The sequence below is a fragment of the Enterococcus sp. DIV1279b genome (assembly GCF_050531515.1).
Taxonomy (GTDB): Bacteria; Bacillota; Bacilli; order Lactobacillales; family Enterococcaceae; genus Enterococcus_D; species Enterococcus_D casseliflavus.
In genome coordinates, this window is record NZ_CP172891.1 from 162,966 (window position 1) to 186,156 (window position 23,191).

At 44.0% G+C, this 23,191-nt stretch carries 19 protein-coding genes; 9 read left to right on the forward strand and 10 right to left on the reverse strand.

Annotated features, from left to right (window positions below; translation table 11 throughout):
- Window positions 1–120: 120 nt before the first annotated feature.
- The 3 genes from IGI71_RS00765 to IGI71_RS00775 all read left to right on the forward strand — a co-directional run bounded on the left by IGI71_RS00765 (window position 121) and on the right by IGI71_RS00775 (window position 3,969).
- A complete protein-coding gene (locus IGI71_RS00765; protein WP_375847458.1) occupies window positions 121–1,509 on the forward strand; it encodes a glycoside hydrolase family 1 protein in 1,389 nt (462 codons plus the stop codon).
- A gap of 247 nt (window positions 1,510–1,756) precedes the next feature.
- On the forward strand, window positions 1,757–3,037 hold the full coding sequence (locus IGI71_RS00770) for a PTS sugar transporter subunit IIC (RefSeq protein ID WP_005232725.1): 1,281 nt from the start codon (window positions 1,757–1,759) through the stop codon (window positions 3,035–3,037).
- Between the two features lie 191 nt (window positions 3,038–3,228).
- Entirely contained in the window at window positions 3,229–3,969 is a 741-nt protein-coding gene (locus tag IGI71_RS00775; RefSeq protein WP_008376546.1) for a GntR family transcriptional regulator, read from the forward strand.
- A gap of 74 nt (window positions 3,970–4,043) precedes the next feature.
- On the opposite strand, the gene uvrC is transcribed toward IGI71_RS00775, so the two are convergent.
- The gene (gene uvrC / locus IGI71_RS00780; protein WP_005226686.1) at window positions 4,044–5,834 is read right to left on the reverse strand and encodes an excinuclease ABC subunit UvrC; all 1,791 of its coding nucleotides are present in this window, start codon (window positions 5,832–5,834) and stop codon (window positions 4,044–4,046) included.
- A 232-nt stretch (window positions 5,835–6,066) separates the two neighbouring features.
- The gene (locus IGI71_RS00785) at window positions 6,067–6,918 is read right to left on the reverse strand and encodes a LysR substrate-binding domain-containing protein (RefSeq protein WP_430616070.1); all 852 of its coding nucleotides are present in this window, start codon (window positions 6,916–6,918) and stop codon (window positions 6,067–6,069) included.
- A 65-nt stretch (window positions 6,919–6,983) separates the two neighbouring features.
- Between IGI71_RS00785 and IGI71_RS00790 the strand changes: the two genes are divergently transcribed.
- A complete protein-coding gene (locus tag IGI71_RS00790; protein WP_289230234.1) occupies window positions 6,984–8,006 on the forward strand; it encodes a YeiH family protein in 1,023 nt (340 codons plus the stop codon).
- Here IGI71_RS00790 and IGI71_RS00795 read toward each other — a convergent pair.
- The 6 genes from IGI71_RS00795 to IGI71_RS00820 form a co-directional block, all read right to left on the reverse strand.
- Complete coding sequence (locus tag IGI71_RS00795) at window positions 7,932–8,489, reverse strand: GNAT family N-acetyltransferase (protein WP_430616071.1); 558 nt, start codon at window positions 8,487–8,489, stop codon at window positions 7,932–7,934. The genes IGI71_RS00790 and IGI71_RS00795 overlap by 75 nt on opposite strands.
- A 204-nt stretch (window positions 8,490–8,693) precedes the next feature.
- Window positions 8,694–10,133 (reverse strand): 6-phospho-beta-glucosidase, encoded by a 1,440-nt coding sequence (locus tag IGI71_RS00800; protein ID WP_430616073.1) that lies wholly within the window; start codon window positions 10,131–10,133, stop codon window positions 8,694–8,696.
- 32 nt (window positions 10,134–10,165) lie between these two features.
- Complete coding sequence (locus tag IGI71_RS00805; protein WP_008376519.1) at window positions 10,166–11,476, reverse strand: PTS sugar transporter subunit IIC; 1,311 nt, start codon at window positions 11,474–11,476, stop codon at window positions 10,166–10,168.
- Window positions 11,477–11,635: 159 nt separating this feature from the next.
- Window positions 11,636–12,394 carry a MurR/RpiR family transcriptional regulator gene (locus tag IGI71_RS00810; RefSeq protein ID WP_060791639.1) on the reverse strand — a complete coding sequence of 253 codons (759 nt, stop codon included), beginning with the start codon at window positions 12,392–12,394 and terminating at the stop codon, window positions 11,636–11,638.
- Window positions 12,395–12,451: 57 nt separating this feature from the next.
- Window positions 12,452–13,378: an ROK family protein gene (locus IGI71_RS00815; RefSeq protein ID WP_430616075.1), complete on the reverse strand. Its 927-nt coding sequence runs from the start codon at window positions 13,376–13,378 to the stop codon at window positions 12,452–12,454.
- Between the two features lie 75 nt (window positions 13,379–13,453).
- Window positions 13,454–14,005, reverse strand: a complete 552-nt coding sequence (locus IGI71_RS00820; RefSeq protein ID WP_430616076.1) for a GNAT family N-acetyltransferase — start codon at window positions 14,003–14,005, stop codon at window positions 13,454–13,456.
- A 336-nt stretch (window positions 14,006–14,341) separates the two neighbouring features.
- Here IGI71_RS00820 and IGI71_RS00825 point away from each other — a divergent pair, with 336 nt between their 5' ends.
- Window positions 14,342–15,622, forward strand: a complete 1,281-nt coding sequence (locus tag IGI71_RS00825; RefSeq protein WP_430616078.1) for a PTS sugar transporter subunit IIC — start codon at window positions 14,342–14,344, stop codon at window positions 15,620–15,622.
- A 43-nt stretch (window positions 15,623–15,665) separates the two neighbouring features.
- Here IGI71_RS00825 and IGI71_RS00830 read toward each other — a convergent pair whose 3' ends face one another.
- The gene (locus tag IGI71_RS00830; RefSeq protein WP_430616079.1) at window positions 15,666–16,712 is read right to left on the reverse strand and encodes an AraC family transcriptional regulator; all 1,047 of its coding nucleotides are present in this window, start codon (window positions 16,710–16,712) and stop codon (window positions 15,666–15,668) included.
- A 38-nt stretch (window positions 16,713–16,750) separates the two neighbouring features.
- On the opposite strand from IGI71_RS00830, the gene IGI71_RS00835 reads away from it, so the two are divergent.
- On the forward strand, window positions 16,751–19,549 hold the full coding sequence (locus IGI71_RS00835; protein WP_430616081.1) for a family 78 glycoside hydrolase catalytic domain: 2,799 nt from the start codon (window positions 16,751–16,753) through the stop codon (window positions 19,547–19,549).
- Window positions 19,550–19,857: 308 nt separating this feature from the next.
- Here IGI71_RS00835 and IGI71_RS00840 read toward each other — a convergent pair whose 3' ends face one another.
- Window positions 19,858–20,511 carry a GntR family transcriptional regulator gene (locus IGI71_RS00840; RefSeq protein ID WP_430616082.1) on the reverse strand — a complete coding sequence of 218 codons (654 nt, stop codon included), beginning with the start codon at window positions 20,509–20,511 and terminating at the stop codon, window positions 19,858–19,860.
- Between the two features lie 142 nt (window positions 20,512–20,653).
- On the opposite strand from IGI71_RS00840, the gene IGI71_RS00845 reads away from it, so the two are divergent.
- The 3 genes from IGI71_RS00845 to phnE are packed head-to-tail and all read left to right on the forward strand — an operon-like array spanning window position 20,654 to window position 23,176.
- On the forward strand, window positions 20,654–21,574 hold the full coding sequence (locus IGI71_RS00845; RefSeq protein WP_015508762.1) for a phosphate/phosphite/phosphonate ABC transporter substrate-binding protein: 921 nt from the start codon (window positions 20,654–20,656) through the stop codon (window positions 21,572–21,574).
- A 2-nt stretch (window positions 21,575–21,576) separates the two neighbouring features.
- The gene (gene phnC / locus IGI71_RS00850) at window positions 21,577–22,395 is read left to right on the forward strand and encodes a phosphonate ABC transporter ATP-binding protein (protein WP_430616083.1); all 819 of its coding nucleotides are present in this window, start codon (window positions 21,577–21,579) and stop codon (window positions 22,393–22,395) included.
- Complete coding sequence (gene phnE, locus IGI71_RS00855; protein WP_430616084.1) at window positions 22,382–23,176, forward strand: phosphonate ABC transporter, permease protein PhnE; 795 nt, start codon at window positions 22,382–22,384, stop codon at window positions 23,174–23,176. Before phnC ends, phnE begins: the two co-directional genes overlap by 14 nt.
- Window positions 23,177–23,191: the final 15 nt, after the last annotated feature.

Consider the following 23,191-nt stretch of genomic DNA (forward strand, 5'->3'; position numbering starts at 1 on the left):
ATTGATAATGTATCATGTTTTATTTTAAATGTCTATACATTTATTTTAAAAAAGATTGATTTTTGTAACTGCTTCCTTTATGATTAGGGCAGCAAAGAAAAAAATGAGGAGTGAATGAAGATGGATTATCAATTTCCAGCAGGCTTTTGGTGGGGGTCAGCCGCTAGTGGCCCACAAACAGAAGGTGTATTTGAAGGCGATGGCAAAGGGGCAAGCATCTGGGATTACTGGTATCAGCAAGAACCAGAGAAATTTTTCAATAAGGTAGGTCCTGAAAAAACCTCGCAAGTCTACACACGCTATCAAGAAGATATTCAACTAATGAAAGAAACCGGCCATACGACGTTTCGGACGTCGATCCAATGGAGTCGTCTCTTCCCGCAAGGCAAAGGAGAAGTCAATCAAAAAGCCGTTGATTTTTACAACGCCTACATTGATGAGCTGATCGCCAATGGGATCGAACCTTTCATGAACCTTTACCACTTCGATATGCCGATGGCGCTGCAAGAAAAAGGCGGCTGGTTGAACCGAGAGACCGTGGATGCCTATGTCGCATTTGCGCAAACCTGCTTTACATTATTTGGTGATCGTGTCAAGAAATGGTTCACTCATAATGAACCGATCGTCCCTGTTGAAGGCGGCTATCTTTACCAATTCCATTATCCGAATGAGATCAACATGAAACATGCAGTCCAAGTTGGGTTCCACGAAACGTTGGCGAGTGCTAAAGCCATCAAAGTCTATCATGAGATGAACCTTGATGGGGAGATCGGCATCATCTTGAACTTGACGCCAAGCTATCCAAGAGATGAGAACGATCCAGAGGATGTCAAAGCAGCGCAAATCGCGGATGCCTTCTTTAATCGTTCTTTCTTAGACCCTGCGGTCAAAGGCACGTTCCCAGAAGAATTAGTGACCATCGTCAAGGAATTGGATATGGTACCAGCGATGGAAGCCGATGATTTACAAACGATTCGCGAAAATACGATCGACTTGTTGGGGATCAATTATTACCAACCTCGTCGTATCATGAAGAAAGAATCACCGATCGATGAAGCGAAAAGTCCAATGCCTGATGATTACTTTGATAACTATGATATGCCGAACAAGAAAATGAACCCGTATCGTGGATGGGAAATCTATGAAAAAGGGATCTATGATATTTTGACGAACACGCGAGAAAACTATGGCAATATCAAGTGCTACATTTCTGAAAATGGCATGGGTGTCGAAGGAGAAGAACGTTTCGTCAATGCTGATGGCGTGATCGAAGATGATTACCGCATCGAATTTGTCTCTGACCACTTGAAGTACGTCCACCAAGCGATCCAAGAAGGAACCAATTGTGTTGGCTACCATATGTGGACCTGCATGGACAACTGGTCATGGACCAATGCTTACAAGAACCGTTACGGATTTATCTCCGTTGACTTAGCAAATGATGCTAAACGAACGGTGAAAAAATCAGGTCGTTGGTTTAAAGAAGTTTCAGATAATAACGGCTTTTAATAACAATGAAAAAAGCAATGCTGTAGGAATCAGCATTGCTTTTTTTGTGTAAAATCGCGGATTTTTTCTGGCTAATTTCAAAGGGGGGGTTCTATTAAAAAACCACCTGTTTTTGCAAATGATAAGCTGGGTTAAATAAAAGAACAGTTTTGATAAAGAAAAGACTAGACATGGAAACGTTCTCGTGGTATTCTTTAGTAGAAATCGGTTTCATTATTTTGTTTAGGGTTTGAAAGGAGAAAAAACAATGGATAAATTTATTGGATTTATGGAGAAGCACTTTATTCCGATCGCTTCTAAAATAGGCTCTCAAAGACATCTAGTGGCCATTCGTGACGGATTTATCGTAACGATGCCGTTGATGATCTTAGGCTCTTTTGGGGTATTGATCAACAACTTACCAATCCCTGCCTATATTGATTTTATGAATGGCATTTTTGGTGAAGGAACATGGCAAGCCTTTGGGAACAACTTGTCAGCAGGTACTTTTTCAATACTTGGTCTGTTAATCGCTTTCACAGTAGCGTATAATTTAGCTAAAAGCTACAATCAAGACGCATTAGGTGCTGGGGCGATCTCAGTTGCAAGTTTCTTCGCATTAGGTGCAATGGCGACAGGCCCAGATGGTTTGTTAACAGCTGCCGGACTTGGTTCTCAAGGATTATTTTTAGCATTAATCGTATCGATCATTTCTACTGAGATCTTCCGTCGTCTAGCTGGCAACCCACGCTTAGTCATCAACATGCCTGATGGCGTACCACCAGCAGTTTCACGTTCATTTGCTGCATTATTCCCAGCAATGATCACCGTATCGATCTTTGCTTTGTTTACAGCAATTTTCCAAGCATTTGGTGTGACAAGTATCGTATTGTCCTTCTATGAATTGGTGCAACAACCATTCATGGGCTTGGCAAACTCTTACCCAGCTGCTTTGCTATTAGGTTTTATCTCTGCATTCTTATGGTTCTTTGGTTTACATGGTGCCAACATCATCGACCCGTTCATGCAAACGATCAATGTGCCTGCGATCGAAGCAAACGCACGAGCATTAGAAGCAGGAACAGATTTGCCTTATATCGTGAACAAACCATTCTTTGATTCTTTCGTGAACATCGGCGGAACAGGTGCGACACTAGGTCTTTTGATTGCGATCTTTTTAGTTGCTCGTCATCATAAAGCGTATATGACTGTCGCAAAACTATCCGTTGCACCAGGTGTGTTTATGATCAATGAACCAGTGATGTTTGGGTTGCCAGTTGTCTTAAACCCAATCTTGTTCATCCCATATGTGTTGACCCCACTTGTTTTAGTAACGACTGCTTATTTTGCAACCGCAACTGGCTTAGTTCCTGCAAGTACCGTCATCGCACCATGGACGACGCCACCAATCATCGGCGGTATTTTGTCGACACAAAGTATTGCTGGCGGAATCTTGGCAGCTGTTAACTTGATCTTGTCAATCGTTATCTACTTGCCGTTCGTGAAAATGGCGCAAATTCAAGAAACACGCCGTTTAAAAAATGCGTAATGTCTGATCGAGTCGATTAGAAACAAGCGCCAAACGTAATAGACCTTATCCGGCCGCGATCAGAGTGCAATACCCCTTATCACACTGCTTCATTGGAAGGTGCAGTGGTGTGATGACACTCTTTTCGTTTGGCCGGTTCTTTTATCGTTTTTCAATCAATACAATACAACACACGTTTTGGAGGTGGCAAAATGCCCAAATATATGGAGATCGCAGATGTTCTGCGTAAAAGAATCAAGGACGGAACTTATCCGAAAGACAGTCTTTTACCTTATCAAACAGAGTTAGTGGAAGAGTTTGGCGTCAGCCGAATGACGATTAAAAATGCGGTGAATATCCTGATTATGGAAGGCTTGCTGCTGACAAAGCGCGGCTTAGGGACCAAAGTTTTGAATCATTCCTTTTGGGGCAAAGATACCTCATCGGTGACAGAATACAAAGGCCTGAGCTATCAGATGAAACAAGAAAAACGGACATTGACTAGCCAAGTCATCACCTTTGAAGTCTGTTTTCCTACAACAAGAATTCAAGAGATGCTTCAGATCACTGCCGAACAACCAATCTATCATGTGATCCGTTTGCGGATCTTAGAAGGCAATCCATACATACTCGAGCATTCCTATATGCCGTTGGATCTGGTCAGCGGTTTGACGAAAGAGATCTTGGAAGAATCCGTCTATGACTATCTACTGCAAGATTTAGGCTACAAATTTGCTGGTGCTTATCGGACCTTTCAGGCTGCCAAAAGCGATGAATACGATCAAACCTATTTAGCGTGCCAAGCAGATGACCCAGTATTGGAATTAGAACAGATCATCTATTTAGAATCGGGACGTCCAGTGGACTATTCCTGCAGCCGCAATCGGTATGATGTTCGTGGCTATTCCATGTTAGACATGAAGCCTGATCTGTTACAGCACCGCAAAAAGTAACGGCTTACAAAATGCTTCTTCAATGAAAAAACGCTTCATAGCTACTGTTGGCTATGAAGCGTTTTTGTTTTGACTTAAGAAGTGGGTTGATTTTGATCGCCTAGTTTGGCTAAGATAGTTTCCGCAACGGCTTTGGGGATGCCAGCTTGCTGGATTTCTTCCACGGAAGCTGCTTGGATGTTTTTTAACGACTTGAAGGTTTTCATCAGCTGTTGCTTGCGTTTTGGTCCTAAGCCAGGAATTTCATCCAGTTTGGAAGAAAAGCTGTTTTTACTGCGCAATTGGCGATGGAAGGTGATCGCAAAACGATGGACCTCATCTTGGATCCGTTGCAGCAAAAAGAATTCCACAGAATTGCGTTCCAGCTGGATCGGATCTAAAAACTCCCCGAAAATCAACTCGCTGGTTTTGTGTTTGTTGTTCTTCACTAAACCGGCAACGGGAATATCTAAACCTAGCTGGTTATACAGCACTTCTTGGGCAGCACCGACTTGGGCTTTCCCACCATCGATGATGATCAGATCAGGAAAAGGCAGGTTTTCTTTTAGGACACGAGAGTATCGGCGATAGATGACTTCTTGCATAGAGCCATAATCGTCGCCGCCTTGTGCAGTACGAATCTTATATTTCCGATAATCATCTTTAAACGGCTTCCCGTCGACAAAAACCACCATTGCAGAAACCGGATCGGTCCCCATGATGTGAGAGTTATCGAAGGCTTCGATTCGATAAGGTGTCGCGATCCCCATGGCTTCGCCTAGACGATCCACTGCACCGATCGTCCGTTCTTCAGTACGCTCGATCAACGCAAATTTTTGGGCTAAGGCAATGCGGGCATTTTTATTGGCCAAATCGACCAATTTCTTTTTGTCGCCTCGTTGGGGCTGCAGGACTTTGGTTTCCAGCAGCGCTTCTAATGGGGCAGCATCGACATTTTGCGGAACAAAGACTTCTTTGGGAATGAAGTGTTCATTCTTTTGGTAAAACTGGCCGACGAAGGTCAAGAAATCCTCATCCGCTTCATTGTAGAAAGGAAACAAAGAGACTTCTCGTTCGATCAGCTTTCCTTGACGGATAAAGAAGACTTGGACACACATCCAGCCTTTGTCGACACTGTAGCCAAAGACATCACGGTCCATCAGATCTGTCAGAGTCATTTTTTGTCGCGTCATGACGGTATCGATTGCTTGGATCTGATCCCGCAGCTCAGCCGCTCGTTCAAACTCTAACGTTTCAATAGCTTCGCCCATCTTCTCTTTCAGGTCTTTCAAAATATCGACGTGACCGCCGTGGAAAAAGTGTTTGACTTGATCAACGATCTTCTGATAATCCTTGGGATCTACATTATTGACATAAGGACAGACACATTGACCCAAATGATAATAAAGACAAGGCCGCTTTTGAGAAGGACCGCATTTTCGCAAAGGAAAGAGGCGATCCAGCACCCGTTTGGTTTCGTTGGCTGCTCGTGCATCAGGATAAGGGCCAAAATATAAAGCTCCGTCTTTTAAAACTTTACGAGTGATGATCAGACGCGGATAGCGCTCTTTGGTCACTTTAATAAAAGGATACGACTTGTCGTCCTTTAGCATGATATTGTATTTCGGTTTGTTTTTTTGAATCAAATTGATTTCCAGCAATAAGGCTTCCGTATTTGATTCGGTAACGACGTACTCAAAATCATTGATTTCTTGAACGAGCCGTTCGGTTTTCGTATCGTGACTGCCGGTAAAATACGAACGGACACGATTTTTTAAAATTTTGGCTTTCCCAACATAGATGATTTTGTTATTTTTATCTTTCATTAAATAACAACCGGGTTGATCGGGAAGCAGCGCTAATTTGTTCTTGATTTGTTCGTTCATTTCAAGATCCTTTCTTACTGGGTTGCTCACGAACTGCAAAAGTAGTCAAAAGGCGGTCTAAGCTCTCCTCAGAAAGGGGAACATTAGAGCCCATAGCCAGTACTCTTCATTTTAGCACAAATTTCTTAAGAAACAATCAAACGGACCAGATCGGCAGCGAGGAAGCGTAATCGTAAGAAAAGGTTAAGAAATCCCACGAGGCGGTGGTTTCCTCCCTTAAAAACAAGTGAATTTATTTGCTTTCTGCTTGCAAGGAATCCTCTTGCGACCACTCCTGAATGAAGGTCCGCAATCCCTCGATGGCTGGTTCTGTGACGGCTTTGCGCTGGATGAGGTAAAATTGCCGCTCAAAATTTTTATCCAGCAGTTGATAGCCAATGCCGTGGGCGGCTCGCTTGGAAAGGATCGAACAGCCGAAGCCTTGTTTCAGTAAAGCGACGATCAATTCATTGCTGGCGATCTCAATGATCGGTCCTTGAATATTTTGTTCCTCCAGATAGCGTTTAGTGTAATAATAGACACCAGAACTCGCTTCTCGGACGAGCCAAGGACCGACTTGGGGATCACCAGCTAAGACGAGCTGATCTTTCAAAATCGGAAAACGCAAAATACTTGGTGCAGATAAGGGTTTTTCAATGATCCCTAAATCTAGTTGATGTTGTTCAAGGGCTGTTAAGACTTCAGCGGAGTTCATCATCGACACCCGAAAACGCACCGTGGGAAAGGCGTTGTATAAAGCAATCATCAAGTCAGGCATCAAGGCCATCGCATAGGTATGAGAGATGCCTAGGACACAGTGGCTTTGATGCTGCGTGTTGGTATGGATCTCGCTGGCGATCGTCGACCACTCATCCAATAAATTCAGTGCCTTTTCGTAAAGGTACTCTGCTTGGGGCGTGGCGATCACGTTTTTGCGGCCACTGCGTAAAAAAAGCGGTGTATCCAGGTCTTGTTCCAACTGCTTGATCTGAGCAGAAACCGTGGGCTGCGAAATAAACAGTAATTCGGCAGCTTTCGAAAAATTTTTCGTTTCATAGACCATCTTGAAGGTCTCCAGTAATTTTAACATTGCAATCCCTTCCATTAGAAAATTCAATCATAACTATTATACCAATAAATCCTACCGATCGGTCAATCTGTGTATAATGGATGTTATATGAAAGGATGAAAGCAATGAAGCAACGACAAACAGCTTTGATACTTCCCGGTTTGTTCCTATCCTTTTCGGTAGCCGTCATCGCCCGAATCATGGCTTTGGCTGTACCAAAATTAGGGGGAGCAACCCTTGCTATTTTATTAGGAATCATTTTAGGAAATACACTGTTCAAGCAAGAACGCTATCAAGTCGGAACGAAGGTTGCGGAAAGTCGACTCTTGGAATATTCGGTGGTTTTGCTGGGCTTTACCGTCACTTTCCAGACCATCAGTGAAATGGGCCTTCGGGGCTTTCTTTTTATTTTGCTGATGATGAGCTTGGTCATTACCGCTGCTTATTTGATAGGGAAAAAAATGGGCTTTAATCAAAAGATGAGCCTGATGATGGCAGGCGGCAATGCTGTCTGCGGATCCTCTGCGATTGCGGCGATCGCACCAGCCATTGATGCCGATGATGAAGAAAAAGGGCAGATCATCACCTTGGTCAATCTTTTAGGCACAGTGATGATGCTGACGCTGCCGTTTTTAGGCTTGGCCTTATACGGCGATGATCTGTTGCAAAAAAGCGCCTTACTTGGTGGCACGCTGCAATCCGTCGGACAAGTCGTGGCGGGGGCTAGTTTGATTGATGCCGACACCGTCAAATACGCGATGCTCTTTAAAATCGCGCGCATCATCATGTTGGCAGTCGTCGTCATTGTTTTTGAGCGAATGACGACAAAGACCCCCACCAAAACTAAAGCCAAAGGCAAGCTGCGGCTGCCGATCCCTTGGTATGTGTTGGGCTTCTTGACCATCTGTATCTTGAACAGCTTCTTGCCGCTGCCTAGCTGGTTGAATGAGGGCGCTCATTTTATCAGTACGTGGTTTGAAACGACGGCGTTGGCAGCCATCGGTTTGCGCTTGGATTTCCGCAAGTTTTTAAAAGAAGGCCCGCGCTTTTTATTCTATGGTCTTTCCGTTGGCGTCGTCCAAACCGTGGGTGCTGTTGCATTGATTTGGTTGCTGCGGCTCTAATGTTTTCACATAAAAGCGATCCATCGTGGTATGCTGTGCCGCCAATAGTGGCTGGGACAATGCGCGATAGCCGGCTTTTTGATAGACATGCAAGGCAGCTTCTAAAGAATGATGGGATTCTAAATAGAGTTGCCGATAGCCTAGTTCAAAAGCTTTGACCTCGATCTTTGCCAGCAGGGGATAGCTGAGACGCTGCCCTTTGGCAGCATCACTGAGATAAAATTTTTGCAGCTCGGCGATTTGCCCTTCTGAATCATAAGCGGCAAGACCACCGCCGCCTAAAAGGGTACCCGATTCATCGGTGACGACAAAATAATGGCGGCTAGCAGGATCTGCAGTATAAAATTCACTTAAGTGGTCTAACTCGGGATCAAAATAGGCAGTTCCTGGAACCGCCAATTGGTGGTCGGTCAAGCTTTTGCGAATGATAGCGGCTAAGGGCGCATCATCTTGAGATTGGATCGAACGAAATATCGGCTTCATGCAGCTCCTCCTTAAAGTGAAAGTAAATGAATAGCTATAGTGTACCACAGCATTGAGGTAGTGTTTAGTGATGATAAGAAAAGCCAACCTCGCAATGGCGCACCTCTTTAATAAGAAAACCGCCCCTCGTTGCCAGGCTCCTAATGTAAAAAGGAGGATGGCGAAACGAGGGGGCGGTTTTTGTGTTAGTCATGGAAGCAGTAATTAGAGCGTTTCACCATTAGAGGCGATCACTTGCTGGTACCACGCAAAGGAATCTTTTTTCAAACGATTCAAGGTTCCTTTCCCGGTATTATCTTTGTCGACATAGATCATGCCATAGCGTTTCTCCATTTCGCCGCTGCCGAAGCTGACGATATCAATGATCCCCCAAGGCGTATAGCCTAATAACGGTACACCATCTTCAACTACCGCTTTTTCCATCTGTTCGATGTGCTCTTTCAGATAAGTGATGCGGTAGTCATCATGGACTTGCTGCTCATCAGTTAATTGATCGTAAGCACCGAAGCCATTTTCCACGATAAATAGCGGCAAGTCATAGCGTTGGTAGATGGTATTTAACACATAACGCAACCCGACTGGGTCAATAGGCCAGCCCCAATCAGAAGCACTGATATAAGGATTACTCACGATTTTTGCTCCTGGGATATCCTCAGTTGGTGTGCCAGCCACTTCATCAAGGGTTGAGATCGTTCCTGACATGTAATAGCTGAACCCAATATAATCAACGGTTCCCGCTTTTAATAGCGCTTGTTCCTCGGGCGTGATCTCAATCGTGATGCCTTTTTTCGCCCAATATTTTTGCACATAGGTTGGGATCTTGCCTCGTACGTGGACGTCGCTATAAAAATAGCGCCGTTCATTGGCTTTGACGGATGCCATCAAATCAGCTGGTGCGCAAGAGTAGGGGTAGACTGGGACATAGGCCATCATACAGCCAATCTGAAAATCTGGATTGATTTTTTTGCCTTCGATCACCGCTGCCGCACTGGCAATCAACTCATTGACGCCCGCTTGAAAGACGAGTGCTTCTTTTTGACTGTCATCCTCGATGATCATGGCAGAATTGGTCCAAACGTGCAGCGGCTCTTGCCCATCTGCTTGATTATTGATCTCATTGAAGGTCATCCAATACGTTACTTTGTCACGATACCGTTGAAAAACAGTCTTGGCGAATTTGACAAAGAGGGGAATCACTTCTTTGTTAGCAAACCCACCAAATTCTTCATAGAGGGCATAAGGCATTTCAAAGTGGGACAAAGTGATCACGGGTTCGATGCCGTTTGCCTGCAATTCGTCGAAAAGATCATCGTAGTATTGGAGACCGGCTTCATTTGGTTCTTCTTCTGTTCCAGTTGGATAGATCCGACTCCAAGAAATCGATGTCCGTAGACATTTCAAGCCCAGCTCTTTGAATAACTGGATATCTTCTTTGTAACGGTGATAAAAGTCAATGGCTTCATGGTTCGGGTAATACTCTCCTTCAATGACGCCTTTGGTGATTTTACGGGGAACACCGTTGCCGCCGGCCGTCATAACATCAGCGGTACTCATTCCACGGTCAGCAACATTCCAAGCGCCTTCTGCTTGATGGGCAGCGATCGCGCCGCCCCATAAAAAATCTTTTGGCATTTTTGCGGACATAAATTTCATTCCTCCTCGACTCATTCGTTTGCTTATAATTCCACTTTTTGGGAACGGTTAGAGGCGATTACGAATGGCAAATAGATCAAGACCGAAATCGCAAGACAAACGACACCGACAACTGCAGCGATCGCATTTCCTCCAGTTCCTAAAAAGAGATTAATGATTCCTGGGGTCGTCCATGGTACCCCAATCGCTGGGGTCGGCATGATCGGCCAGACAACAGTGACAAAATAACCCACCAAAATATTGACCATTGGCGTCAAAATAAACGGAATGATCATGATTGGGTTCAAGACGATCGGTAGACCGAAGATCATCGGCTCATTGATTTGGAAAATTCCTGGAACTAAGGACATTTTAGCGATCTCACGTTGTTCTGGACGTTTTGAAGCGATGAAGATCGCAATGATCAAGCCCAATGTCATACCAGTTCCGCCCATATTTGCGAACATATCATTTAAAACGCCCCAGGTTTCTTTGTAAGGAACGTCCCACAAGGAGCCGCCTTGGTTGATAAAGTCTAGGTTAGCTAGGTCCTGTTCGGTAAAAATCGCTGAACGAACCGCATTCAAAGTATTTGGTCCATGAATCCCGATCGCAAACAACGTAGTTTGCAAGAACGCCAAGATCAAGACACCGACGACATTGCCCCCCAGATCCCGCAATGGACTTTGGATCCCATTATAAATCAGTTCATTGATGCCTTCTGGTGCGATCATCAAAACTAAGAAATTGATCAAAGCAGTGACTGCCACGATGATCACGATCGGAATCATGCCAGAAAAGGAGCGAGAAACTGCTGGTGGTACCATTTCAGGCATTTTGATCTGCAATCGTTTGACCTTGAAAAGCTTCGGTAAGAATTCACCGACCAAACAAGCCACGATCATAGCTACGAACAACCCTTGGGCGCCTAAATATTGTGTGGAGATCACATTGACATCATCTACTGCAAACGAGGTCGGGTACAAGATCATAAAGGCAGCGACACTTGTCAAACCAACTAGCGTAGCATCTGCTTGGAAATGTTTGGCTAAAAGTTGGGCAACAAGAAACGCAATGAATAAACTCATGATGTTGATGGTCCCGTTCGCCACGGAAGCTAGGACTTGCTGGGCACTTTCCAGATTCGGGAAAAGCCGATTCAGTTGAAATAATTGCACGATGAAACTTTCATTGGAAAATAAAATATTGTTGACCAAAATAACGAGAGAAGAAGCGATGGTCAGTGGGAAAATCAGCATGAACGCATCCCGGATCGCTGCTACGTGGCGTTGATTGTTCAGCTTTGTTGCGATTGGTACCAACGAGCGGTCTAACAGGTCATTGAATTTTTGCATAATAATAACACCTTTCATTAATTGATGCCATCATTATAGCGAATGAAAACGACTAAAAGTAAGCGGATACGGATTCCGTACATATCTCTCAAGAAATGAAAAAAATTCCGCAGCTGGAACACAGTGTTACAAAAAAAGATGGTTCAGTAAACTGAACCATCAAGAATGGGCACGATAATCTTGCAAATAGCCGATCAGCGTTTCTAAAATCGCTACTGAAGGCAGTTGACTAGTCAAATCAAGAAAGATGTCTTTGCGTTCCTCTTTGATCGCATACTCGATCGAATAATCGCACAGGCGTGCCAACGTACTTTCCCGATTTGGGGTAATGCAGTACTTCTGCACGATCGCCTGATTGTCTAAACCGGTAATGACTTCGATCAGTTCTTTGGTTTCACCAGAGACACTCAAAAAAACCAAAACATTCTTTTGATCTTTTCGCAAAAAGCTTTTGATTGGGTAGGTCAGTTCATCAATGCTGATGCTAAAGTAACCGAGACTGGCTAGTTTGCGGGCAACGTATTGCGCGATCGCACCGGATGCCCCCATCCCCATAAATAAGATCAAATCGGCATCCCGCATCGCTTCGGCGAGTTTTCGTATTTGGTATTCCGCATCAGGGTGGAAGATCTGCATATTCAAGCCTTTGATGCGCGCTTCTAAACCTAAGTGTTCAGGGTGCGCATCAAAATGGGCTTTTTCTAAATGATTTTTGATATAGAAGCGAAATTCTGGAAACGACTGAAAGCCGACTTTTTGAATAAAACGAAAGACCGAAGTCGAAGAGACATGAGCATCATCGGCAATGTCGCGCACACGCATATACGGGATCTTTTCTAAGTGATTGACGATAAAACGGTAGATTTCTTGTTCTACCGCAGAGAGCTTGTTCAAGTTTAATTGTTCAAAAAGCGCCATGCTGGTTCCTCGCTGTCCTAGATAATCAATTTACACCAGTATAGCATATCCGAACTTTTAACGGTGCAGCTGTTGATGGATCTGATAGACTGCGCCGATCAAGCCGGCGTCGTTTTTCAGCTTCGCTGGACGAACAGGTGCGATGGTTTGTCCGCGCAAATAATTGATCGCTTCATGCCGTGTTTCCGTGATCGTCAAGCGAGCCTGCAGTCGTTCCCAGAAATAAGGATTGGCACTGATGCCGCCGCCGATCAATACCAATTCTGGGTCAAAGCAGCTGATCAAATTGATCAGCCCTACAGACAGATCCGTCAGAAATTGGTCCGTCAGCTTCAGCGCCAACGCTTCGCCTTGCTGCGCGCGGTCAAAAATCTCTTTGGCGTCTTGGGTGGGTTCAAAGCCAGGAACTGCTGCCCCCGCTAAATTGTAGAGGCGAATCAAGCCGCCCACGACGGCAGTTTTTTTATTGATGGAACTTTCCTCGATATTGCCTTCTTCTGGCAGCTGATCGATCACCATCCAGCCAAATTCACCAGCCATGCCATGAGCACCTCGGTAGACTTGGTTATTGAGCACGATCCCACCGCCTACACCAGTGCCTAGGACAAGACACAAATAGTTAGCAGCCTCTTGTGCATTCCCGATCCATTTTTCAGCAATCGCTGCCGCATTGGCATCATTTTCCACCGCCACAGGCAATCCTGTACGCGCTTCCAAGACTGCTTTAAAATTTTCACCATATAACGATTTGATAGCGCCAGCCGTTAACATAAACCCGTCTTTTTGAACGATCCCTGGGGCACTGATCCCAATGCCATCAATCGTGTGGCGGCTCTGGGCATCTTCGATGATCGTGAGTAGATCCTGATAAAACTGGGCTGGTTCATAGCTAGTAGGGATCGCTGATTTTTCAAGGATCACTCCGCTTTCATCTAAAACACCATATTTAATACTTGTTCCGCCAATATCAAATCCTACGTACATTCTTCTTCCTCACCTTCTAAAACATTGTTGCCTTAAGTGTACCATCTGGCAGGAGGAATTTTTTTCTTTTTTCAGCTATTTTTTGCCTGCCGTTTCCGCTGCATCCAAATAAAACAAAATATCACTTTTGCCTTCCTGATTGGTTCCTTTGTACACCTCCGTATCCAGGCCTCCGATACGAAAGCCTGCTCGCAAGTAAAACAGACAGGCAGAAGGATTGTTGTCCTGCGCTTGTGTATAGATGCCGCGATAGCCTTTGGCAAGGGCCGCTTTCAGTGCCTGTTGGATCAACAGTTGACCGATTCCTTGCTGGCGGTAGTCTGTGTTGACCTTTAAGTCATAGAGGTACAGATACTTGAAAAAAGCGTCTTGAACGATCGCTAAGCCGATACATTTTCCATCATCATAAGCACCGATAAACAGACTGTTTCGGCTCATTTCGTCATAGGAATAATTTTCATCTGGGAAACGCATCGTCTGAATGTCTTCAGGTGCAAATTTACAGATCGTGTACTGCCAGTTGCCCTCATTATAAGTCGGCAGCATTTTCCCCCATAAGGAGAAGGGTTCGTTTTTCAAGCGAATGTCAGCTTGGTGTTCTTGATCGATCAGTTTGATTTCTAGCATGGGACACCTCGGTTTTCTATAGATTCTCTTAGTTATTAGTGACTGGATAAGCACCATTGTTTTTTTCTAGTTTCCTACGATGTGTTGAACTCGATGCATTTGCGTCATCACAATAATGGATTTTTATTGGTCATCTCATGGTATTCTTCACGAGAAGACCAGCGAATGTTTTTGGCTTCCTAAAAAACGCGGATCAATGCGCAACATTCTATTCAAAATCATTAACATCTAATTCTTTGATTTGGTTAGTATTTTTTCTTTCATAGGTCATTGGAGCGCGACATGAAATAGGGTTTAATGGTGTTGTTAGCGTTATCATAAAAAGGAGGATGTAACATGAATGGATTTACAGAACGAATAGAGAAAATCGTTTCCCCCGCTGCTTCTTGGCTAAACAACAACAAAGTGATCCAAGCCATCTCAAAAGGGTTAATGATGTCTATGCCTATCATCATGGTAGGCGCAATTGCTTCGATTTTTCAAAATTTTCCCTTGGCAGCGTATCAATCTTTTCTTTCCGATTCTTACTTTGGTCAATTATTGACAACGATCGTCAATGTGACCACGAATATGTTAGCGGTTTATGTGGTGGCAGCGATCAGTTATACCTATTGTAAAATTTTAGGAAATTCTGATGGATTTATTTGTTCCTTATTAGCTTTGATGAACTTTTTCTTATTGACACCCATGATCGTTATTGGTGAAGGATTTGCTGCAGCTACGAATCTACCGATTGAATGGTTAGGGGCAAAGGGACTGTTTACGGCAATGATGGTTGCCATTTTGACAACCAGATTATTTGATCTCAGTGTCAAGAAAAATTGGACGATCAGACTACCTGAGTCAGTACCTCCCTTTGTATCAAAAGCATTTGCAGCTATTGTTCCTGGTTTTTTGATGGTGATTCTTTTTGGATTGATTGCATTTCTATTTTCATTGACACCATACAATGATGTCCATCATACCATTTATTCACTGATTCAAGAACCGCTAGGCAATATCGGAAATAATGTTTGGACAGCGGCGCTTATTTATTTTCTCTCTGGTTTGTGTTGGTTCTTTGGTATCCATGGAATTGCAGTTATTGGCGTAGTGATGCCAATCTGGATCGCAGCCGATGCAGCGAATATTTCTGCGCTGGCTGCAGGAGAGGCAGCGCCTAATATTATTACCTTCTCATGGATCAACATTGTTTCTTCACCAGGAGGCGGGGGCGCAACGATTGGGTTAATTGTATTAGCGACCTTTTTCAGCAAAAGTCAGCGTTATCGATCCATGGGAAAGATTGCGTTTGTCCCCTCTTTATTTAATATAAACGAGCCAGTCATTTTTGGTTTTCCAATGGTATTGAATGGCTTGATGGCGATTCCGTTTATTTTTACCCCGGTAATCAATATTTTGTTAGGTTATGCCCTAACAGTCATGGAGATTCTCCCACCGTCAAACGGTGCTGGTTCCATGGGGATGCCTATTTTCTTAAATGCACTTCTTAATGGCGGTTGGCGTCTATTGGCCTTTCAGATCGTAGCGACCCTGTTATCGATTGCGATCTATTATCCGTTCTTTAGAATATTGGATCAAAAAGAATACCAACTAGAAAATTCCGATCCAAAATAGTTCATAAGATACCCACAATCCACTTTCATGGGTTGAGGGTATCTTATTGATCGCTATGAGGGGACATCGTTTCTAGCCGTTGCTGACTTGCCAAGCGATAATCCCGAGGTGTCATCTGCGTTTGAGCATAAAATTTTTTATAAAAAAAACTGAGATTATGGTAGCCAACCTCTTCAGCGATGTTCTGAATCGTTTCATCTGTATAGGACAATAGATACTTGGCTTTTTTGATCTTTTGCGCCACGACCAACTCTTGGTAGCTACTGCCCGTGTGATCTTTTAGCAATTTAGAGATGTAATTTGGATGATAGCCAAAAAGATCTGCAATGCGTTGCAGCGTACAGTCCGCAGCATGATCGGCGATATATTTTAAGATCGGTAAGATGATCGTATGATCGGATCGGTCAAAACGTTCATTCGTAGTCACGTGATCTAATCGGCGAATCAAGGTAGTTAAGAATAAAAAGAGGTACGATTTCAACATTTCCGCAGTATAGCTATCATTTCGAAAATATTCGATCAACATTTGTTCCATCAAGCCGTGAAGCTCTTGCGGAACGATGGAGCGAAAGAGCAAAAAATTTTCCTGTTGGTTTTCTGATAGAGCTTGAATGATGAATTGTGACAAGATACTATGCTCCGATAAGCGATTTAAAAAAGAATCAGTGAAGAACTGTTTTTGCAAAACGATATTGATGATGATGTCTTCTTCTTCGACCTCATAAAGCGTGTGGACGATGTTGGAGTCTAAAAGACAAAAATCTCCTTCCGTTAATTCATACGTTTTATCCGTAAAGACTTGTTTACAACTTCCACGATAAACATAAGTCATTTCAAGATGATCATGCTTATGTAGGGGAGGATTACTAAAACGCGTATGTTGAACAAACTCGATCGTACTATTTTTAAAAAGGCTGCGCTTGTCATTCGCAAAAAATTTATTGTTATGACCGGCATTCATCAAGTTAAACGTAGGGATCTCTTCATCAAAGCGTTGGAAAAACGGGGCACTCTTTTTCGGCTGTTGCTGATAATTCAATTCACTTTCCGTCATGGAAAAAAGCAATTCGCGCAACTGCTGTTTATTCATATACACAACTCCAATTTTTAGTAAAAGGCGATGATAACATGGAAATCAATCAAATGACAATCAATTATTACACTGAACCGCTCGGCTATGATCTAAGCGATCCTGTCTTTCGGTATCAAGTAACGGACCAATCGAAAGTAGTCTTTCATGCCTTAGAAGTGGCGCTAGATGCTGATTTTCAAGCAATCGTTAGCCAAGTACCGAAACAAAAGCTCGCTGCGTATCGCTTTTCCTGCACCTTCCCAATGCAACCTCGACAGCGCTATTTCTGGCGTGTCACGGTTTGGGATGCAGCAGGTGATCGCTATCAAAAGACGAGCTGGTTTGAAACAGGGAAGCTGCAAGAAGCGTGGCAAGGGAAGTGGATCACGCCTGTGACAACGCCACTTGAATCAGCGATCTTTTCTTATCAAGGAGACTTCGCTAAACCGATTAAGCAAGCCCGTTTGTATATTTGTGGGCTAGGTTTGTACGAAGCATACTTGAATGAGCAAAAAATTGGAGACGAGTTTTTTACTCCCGGTTACACCAATTATCACGAATGGCTCCAATATCAAACCTATGATGTGACTGATGATCTAGTTGATTCACAGTATACAATAAAGGTTCTCGTGGGAAAAGGCTGGTATCAAGGAAATTTTGGGTTTCATGGCGGAAAAGAAAACATCTATGGCGATGCCTTTTTATTAAGGGCAGAGCTGCATCTAGAATACGTGGATGGCACACAAGAGATCCATGGAACCAATCAGGAATGGCAGGTTCGCACCGGTTCGATTGGGAAAAACAGCATCTATTATGGCGAAGATATCGATGAAACGATTCCTCACCAGTCTATTCAAGCGGTGAAGGAACACCAAGGCCCACAAGGGAAGCTAACTGAACGATTTAGCTTGCCTGTAAAAATAAAAGAAGAGCGCCCAGCGATTGCTTGTTGGCAAGAAGAGGGGGATTGGGTGTTGGACTTTGGTCAAAATATGGTCGGTTGGGTCACGTTTTATGATCAGTTACCACCCGACGCTCAAATCAAACTCGAGCATGCCGAGCTATTGGTCAATGGCAAGTTTTATCGGGAAAATTTGCGAGCCGCCCGAGCAGCATTCACGTATCGTTCCAATGGCAACCGACAGTGGGTTCGTCCGCACTTCTCATTCTTTGGGTTTCGCTATGTTCGGATCAGTGGCTGGCCGTTAGAGTGTCCCTTTGCTAAAGACGCCTTTATCGGACAGGTGATCTATACGGATCTAGAAACGACAGGGGATTTTCGCACGAGTAATGAAAAAGTGAATCGATTGTACCAGAATATTTTGTGGTCACAAAAAGGCAACTTCTTTGATGTGCCGATGGATTGTCCTCAACGCGATGAGCGCATGGGGTGGACAGGAGACGCACAGCTCTTTTCCCAGACAGCGATGTATACGATGGACACGTATGCGTTCTTTCGCAAATATTTACATGATTTGGCTAGCGAACAACCACATTTTGATGGTGCGCCACCAATGACTGTGCCGCATGTTCCGACAGATATCCAGCAGTCTGGGGCAGCAGTGGGCGTTTGGGGGGATGCCGCCACGATCATACCTTGGCATTTATACCGCTATTATGGTGAACCACAAATTCTCAAACAACAATTTTCTAGTATGCAAGCGTGGGTCGAACACATTGCCCGTAAGACGCATATCAACGGTTTATGGGACAAACAATTTCAATTTGGGGACTGGTTAGCTTTAGATGGTGATGATCCAGCTTCTCCGATTGGAGGAACCGAAGCAAAGTTTGTTGCGAATATATTTTACTGGCATTCCTTGAAAATCGTGGCGCAGGCTGCAGCTATTTTGGGCTATACTTCTGAAGCTAAGCAATATGATCAGCGTCAAAGAATGCTCAAACAAGCCTTGCGAGCAGAATATTTCACGCCGAATGGGCGCCTTGCACTCGATACGCAAACGGCTTATGTGTTAACACTGGCATTTGATTTGGCCGCAGATCATGAAGTTGCGGGGATTGTGCAGAAGTTAAAGGAGAGACTAAAACGAGATGACTATCATTTGAAAACAGGTTTTGTTGGAACGCCTTTTTTAAATTTAGTTCTTAGTAATTATGGATTAAACGAGATAGCCTACACGCTCCTGTTAAATAATGATTATCCCAGCTGGCTTTATGCGATCGATTTAGGCGCAACGACGATTTGGGAACGCTGGAATTCGCTGTTACCAGATGGATCGATCAATCCTCAAGGCATGAACTCGTTCAATCATTATGCTTATGGAGCAATTGGCCAGTGGTTCTTTGAAGGTGTTTTAGGCATTCAACAAGCATCATCCAGCAGCGGGTTTCGGCGCGTCCACATACAGCCCCAGATCCATTGGAGTATCAATCATGCCTCCGGCGGCATCGCCACACCGAATGGACGGATTGAGGTCGCTTGGGCTTACGTTGCCAAAGATATCGTGAAATTAGACGTTACCTTACCGACACTTACGCAGGCAATCCTTCATCTACCGGAAGTGGAGATTTACACCGATGAAGTGCTGACTGACCGCTGGTCTGAAGAAACACCCTTAAAAGCAGGGCAAAATCATTTTTATTTAAAAGCCGCAGCCTATCAAAAACCAATCATTTCTGCTGAAACTACGTTAGGGGAGATCCAACAAACCCCCTTGATGTATGTGCGCGCAAAGCAACGATTTGCTGAGTCAAAATTATTTTCCAGCAGCAACGTAAGGGACCATAAAAAGCGATCACTAGCTTATTTTGTCAATCAAGAAGTGATTTCTCAGACACAGTTGGCTGGTTTTATCGATGAAATGACGGCATTGATCAGAGGAGACAAGAACTGAGCCCGCTATACGAAGAACTGACTGGTCACAAGTCAAAGCGGTATCTATCGCTGAAGAAAAAAGCAGACGGATAATCTTCCTTCAACGGCTGGTTGATGGGATGAACAAGGGGGATAAAACGTCTGTTATCACGACAAATATTCCAATGAGTAAAACTATTTCAAGTAAAAATGAAAAATAGGAAGCGCCTCTTATGAGAAAAAAACCTCTCATATGGCTGCTGATGAAAAAAGGACCTCACGATCATCTATTATTGATGGCGAGGTCCTTTTGCATCTTTAATGCAGATTGAGATGGTATTTCATTGGTTACAAATACCCATAATAAAGAATCTGATGATTGGCATATTGCTGGTAGTCTTTTAGGCAGCGAATCGCTTGGCTATAATCTTCTGCTCGGAGATGGTCGATGTAGGCTTGGAAAAATTGAACCGTTGACAGTGTTTTTTTAGGTGAATTTTTAGGATTCGCCATTTTTTTATAGATTGAGGCACTAATGACACGGCTGCTCAACCATTGGTAGGTGCTGACCAGCAGATCATTGGGGCTGGCTGCCATGATCGCCATGTAGACTTCTGGCATCTTGTTCATATAATTGACGTAATCCATCTGCTGTCGGTACGTTTTGGCTTCATTCAGCAGCTGTTGAATGTCGTCAATCGCAAAACTCCCCAAGCCATCAGCAACCTGCTCAGTAGTTAAAATCAGCCAATTGACACAGATTTGCGTGATATCGGCCAGTTCTTTGATTGAAGCTTCCCGCAAAACGACCCCGCGGTTTTTCTTATAAGTGACCAATTTTTCGTGTTCCAGCTGTTTTAAAGCAGAGCGGATCGGGCTGCGGCTATAGCCGGTCGATTTGGACAAAGAAGCTTCCGAAAATGCTTCGCCGACTTTGATATTTCCTGTGAGGATCTCACTTTTTATTTTTTTATAGACAATGGTTTCGATGGTTTCTTCCAACGTCGTTTCCTCCATTTGTGGGTTTACAAGACCTTTACGTAGTTTTTACCCGTTCTTGATGACGCCTTTGTTTCAATCAAAGTATACTACATATTGTTAGTAGTATACTACTAAACAAAACGAAAAGTGAGGATTTTTTATTATGAATAAAAAACAGTGGGCTTTGGTTGGTCTCATTCACATTTTTGCACTAGGTATGCTGGCAGGCTGCGGGAAATCAGCAGCATCGGCGGATGCTAAGGATGGACAGTCAGTTGATAAACTGACGATCGTTCAAATACAAGATGAAACAAATCCAGACTCTGGTCAGAAAAATGAGCAGTTCCGTTCAGACATGTCAGAGGCGTTAGGAATTGAAGTGGAAGAATTAGAAGGTGCTGACTATTCAGTCGGGATCGAAGCGTTGAAAGCAGGGAAGCTGGATGTTTTACTGGTTAGTCCAATGAGTTATTATCAAGCCAAAAAAATCGCAGGTGCAGAACCACTAGTGACAACGACTTCAATGGGCCAAGAAGAATACAAAACGCTTTTCGTTGTTGGAAAAGACGATACCACGACGCAGTCATTGGCTGATTTAAAAGGAAAAAGCTTTGCCTTTGTTGATCCTGCTTCTTCTTCTGGCTATATGTACCCCAAGGCGAAATTAGTCAAAGAGTTGTCATTGGACCCCAATCAATTAGAAAATCCCGGCTATTTTTTTGATACTGTTGCCTATTCAGGCAAGCACGATTCCAGTTTGATGGGGGTAGCCAAAGGAGATTACGATGCCGCAGCAGTGGCTGGACAAGTCATCACCTCACTCGTAGATGCTGGGATGATCCAAGAAGACGATATCCGAGTGATTGGAGAAACAGAGACGATCCCGAATGCCCTCTTCGTCGTTCGCTCCGATTTGCCAGCAGAAACCAAAGCGGCATTGAAAGACTTTTACCTTACCTATGAAAACGAAGAGTATTTTGAGACCTTCTATGGCAGCAAAGAGGTTCGTTTTACCGAAGCAAAAGATGAAGATTATGAAGTGGTACAAGAAATGGTCGAGATCCTTAACTTAGAGGAGGAATAGTCATGGCGAATAACTTATTAGAAATCAAGCAGTTGAGCAAAACTTATGATGGGAAAAAATATGCGTTGTCGCAAATTGATCTGACGGTGGCAGAAGGGGAATTTATCGTCGTGATCGGTCCATCGGGTGCTGGGAAATCGACCTTTATCCGCTCAATCAACCACATGATCGACCCTTCTGAGGGGCAAGTGATCTTTGCGGGAACAGACATCACCCGTGCGAAGAAAAAGCAGCTGAGGCAGATTCGTTCAGAAATCGGCATGATTTTTCAACATTACAATCTGATTGGCCGTACCAATGTGCTTAAGAATGTCCTGCATGGGCGCTTAGGGAAAATTCCTTTTCGCAAAACGGCTTTCGGGCTGTATCCTGAAAAATACAAACAAGAGGCGGTCCAACTGTTAGAAAAAGTCGGTCTACAAGAGCAGATGTACCAGCGAGCCAATGCTTTGTCTGGGGGACAGATGCAACGAGTTGGTATATGCCGCGCCATCATGCAGCAGCCGAAGCTGATCTTGGCGGATGAACCGATCGCTTCTTTAGACCCTAACGCTGCGAAAGTCGTCATGAAACAGTTGCAAGAGATCACCCAAGAACGCCAGATCACCTGCATCGTCAATTTGCATCAAGTTGATTTTGCCAAGGCATATGCCACTCGGATCATCGGCGTCAAAGAAGGGAAGATCGTCTTTGACGGAAAGCCCCAAGAATTGACAGAAGCGATGATCGCACATATCTATCAAGGAAAAGAAGAACAGCAGAGGTTAACGCAAGCAACGATTCCCGTAGGAAAGGAGCAGTTGACCTATGGAGAAGCCTAGATTCGTGATTCCGTTGAGGGTTGAATCAAACAAAGGACGAATCTTGAACGGCTTGTTGGTAGTAGTAGCTGTTCTATTGTCGTTTGCCTATTTGCAAATCAATCTGGTGGAAGCCTTTCGGTCACTTCCAGCATTTGTGGGATTTTTTGTGCAAAACTTTTTCCCAGCAAATTTTACAAACATCCGTAGTTACTTGCCCTTGGTGGCAGAGACCGTCTTGTTTGCGATCGTTGGCACTTATCTCTCGGCTTTTTTGGCTTTTGTCTGCGGGGTGCTGATGTCAGAGCAGACGAATCCGTATCCGCTAGTGCGGACGAGTGTCCGCATGGTGATCTCTTTTCTGAGAAATATCCCGGTACTGGTTTGGGCATCGCTTTTCGTTTATATTTTCGGCATCGGGAATATGGTGGGGCTATTGGCATTGACCGTTGCGACCTTAGGTTTTCTGGCTCGTTCTTATGCGGATTCGATCGATGAAATCGGCAGCAGTAAATTAGAAGCGCTGCGAGCAGCAGGCGCCTCTTATTGGCAGATTCTTTTTCATGGATTGATTCCTGAATTTATTCCTTCTTGGATCAATTGGACTTTGTTTTCTTTCGAAATCAATATTCGTGCGTCTTCCATTTTAGGAATGGTAGGGGCAGGAGGAATGGGGATCATGATTCAGACCAATATTCGTTTATTTAAATACCGCGAAGCGTTTGCCCTAATTATTCTTTTAGTTTTGCTGGTGCTATTGACTGAATTTGCAGTCAATCAGCTTAGAAAACGAATTGCCTGATTGAAGGAGGAAGCG

What these genes read in the sequence shown, in the direction of transcription:
- IGI71_RS00765 (WP_375847458.1), top strand. Translation starts at nt 121, where the DNA reads ATGGATTATCAATTTCCAGCAGGCTTTTGGTGGGGGTCAGCCGCTAGT.
- IGI71_RS00770 (WP_005232725.1), top strand. Translation starts at nt 1,757, where the DNA reads ATGGATAAATTTATTGGATTTATGGAGAAGCACTTTATTCCGATCGCT.
- IGI71_RS00775 (WP_008376546.1), top strand. Translation starts at nt 3,229, where the DNA reads ATGCCCAAATATATGGAGATCGCAGATGTTCTGCGTAAAAGAATCAAG.
- uvrC (WP_005226686.1), bottom strand. Translation starts at nt 5,834, where the DNA reads ATGAACGAACAAATCAAGAACAAATTAGCGCTGCTTCCCGATCAACCC.
- IGI71_RS00785 (WP_430616070.1), bottom strand. Translation starts at nt 6,918, where the DNA reads ATGGAAGGGATTGCAATGTTAAAATTACTGGAGACCTTCAAGATGGTC.
- IGI71_RS00790 (WP_289230234.1), top strand. Translation starts at nt 6,984, where the DNA reads ATGTTATATGAAAGGATGAAAGCAATGAAGCAACGACAAACAGCTTTG.
- IGI71_RS00795 (WP_430616071.1), bottom strand. Translation starts at nt 8,489, where the DNA reads ATGAAGCCGATATTTCGTTCGATCCAATCTCAAGATGATGCGCCCTTA.
- IGI71_RS00800 (WP_430616073.1), bottom strand. Translation starts at nt 10,133, where the DNA reads ATGTCCGCAAAAATGCCAAAAGATTTTTTATGGGGCGGCGCGATCGCT.
- IGI71_RS00805 (WP_008376519.1), bottom strand. Translation starts at nt 11,476, where the DNA reads ATGCAAAAATTCAATGACCTGTTAGACCGCTCGTTGGTACCAATCGCA.
- IGI71_RS00810 (WP_060791639.1), bottom strand. Translation starts at nt 12,394, where the DNA reads ATGGCGCTTTTTGAACAATTAAACTTGAACAAGCTCTCTGCGGTAGAA.
- IGI71_RS00815 (WP_430616075.1), bottom strand. Translation starts at nt 13,378, where the DNA reads ATGTACGTAGGATTTGATATTGGCGGAACAAGTATTAAATATGGTGTT.
- IGI71_RS00820 (WP_430616076.1), bottom strand. Translation starts at nt 14,005, where the DNA reads ATGCTAGAAATCAAACTGATCGATCAAGAACACCAAGCTGACATTCGC.
- IGI71_RS00825 (WP_430616078.1), top strand. Translation starts at nt 14,342, where the DNA reads ATGAATGGATTTACAGAACGAATAGAGAAAATCGTTTCCCCCGCTGCT.
- IGI71_RS00830 (WP_430616079.1), bottom strand. Translation starts at nt 16,712, where the DNA reads ATGAATAAACAGCAGTTGCGCGAATTGCTTTTTTCCATGACGGAAAGT.
- IGI71_RS00835 (WP_430616081.1), top strand. Translation starts at nt 16,751, where the DNA reads ATGGAAATCAATCAAATGACAATCAATTATTACACTGAACCGCTCGGC.
- IGI71_RS00845 (WP_015508762.1), top strand. Translation starts at nt 20,654, where the DNA reads ATGAATAAAAAACAGTGGGCTTTGGTTGGTCTCATTCACATTTTTGCA.
- phnC (WP_430616083.1), top strand. Translation starts at nt 21,577, where the DNA reads ATGGCGAATAACTTATTAGAAATCAAGCAGTTGAGCAAAACTTATGAT.
- phnE (WP_430616084.1), top strand. Translation starts at nt 22,382, where the DNA reads ATGGAGAAGCCTAGATTCGTGATTCCGTTGAGGGTTGAATCAAACAAA.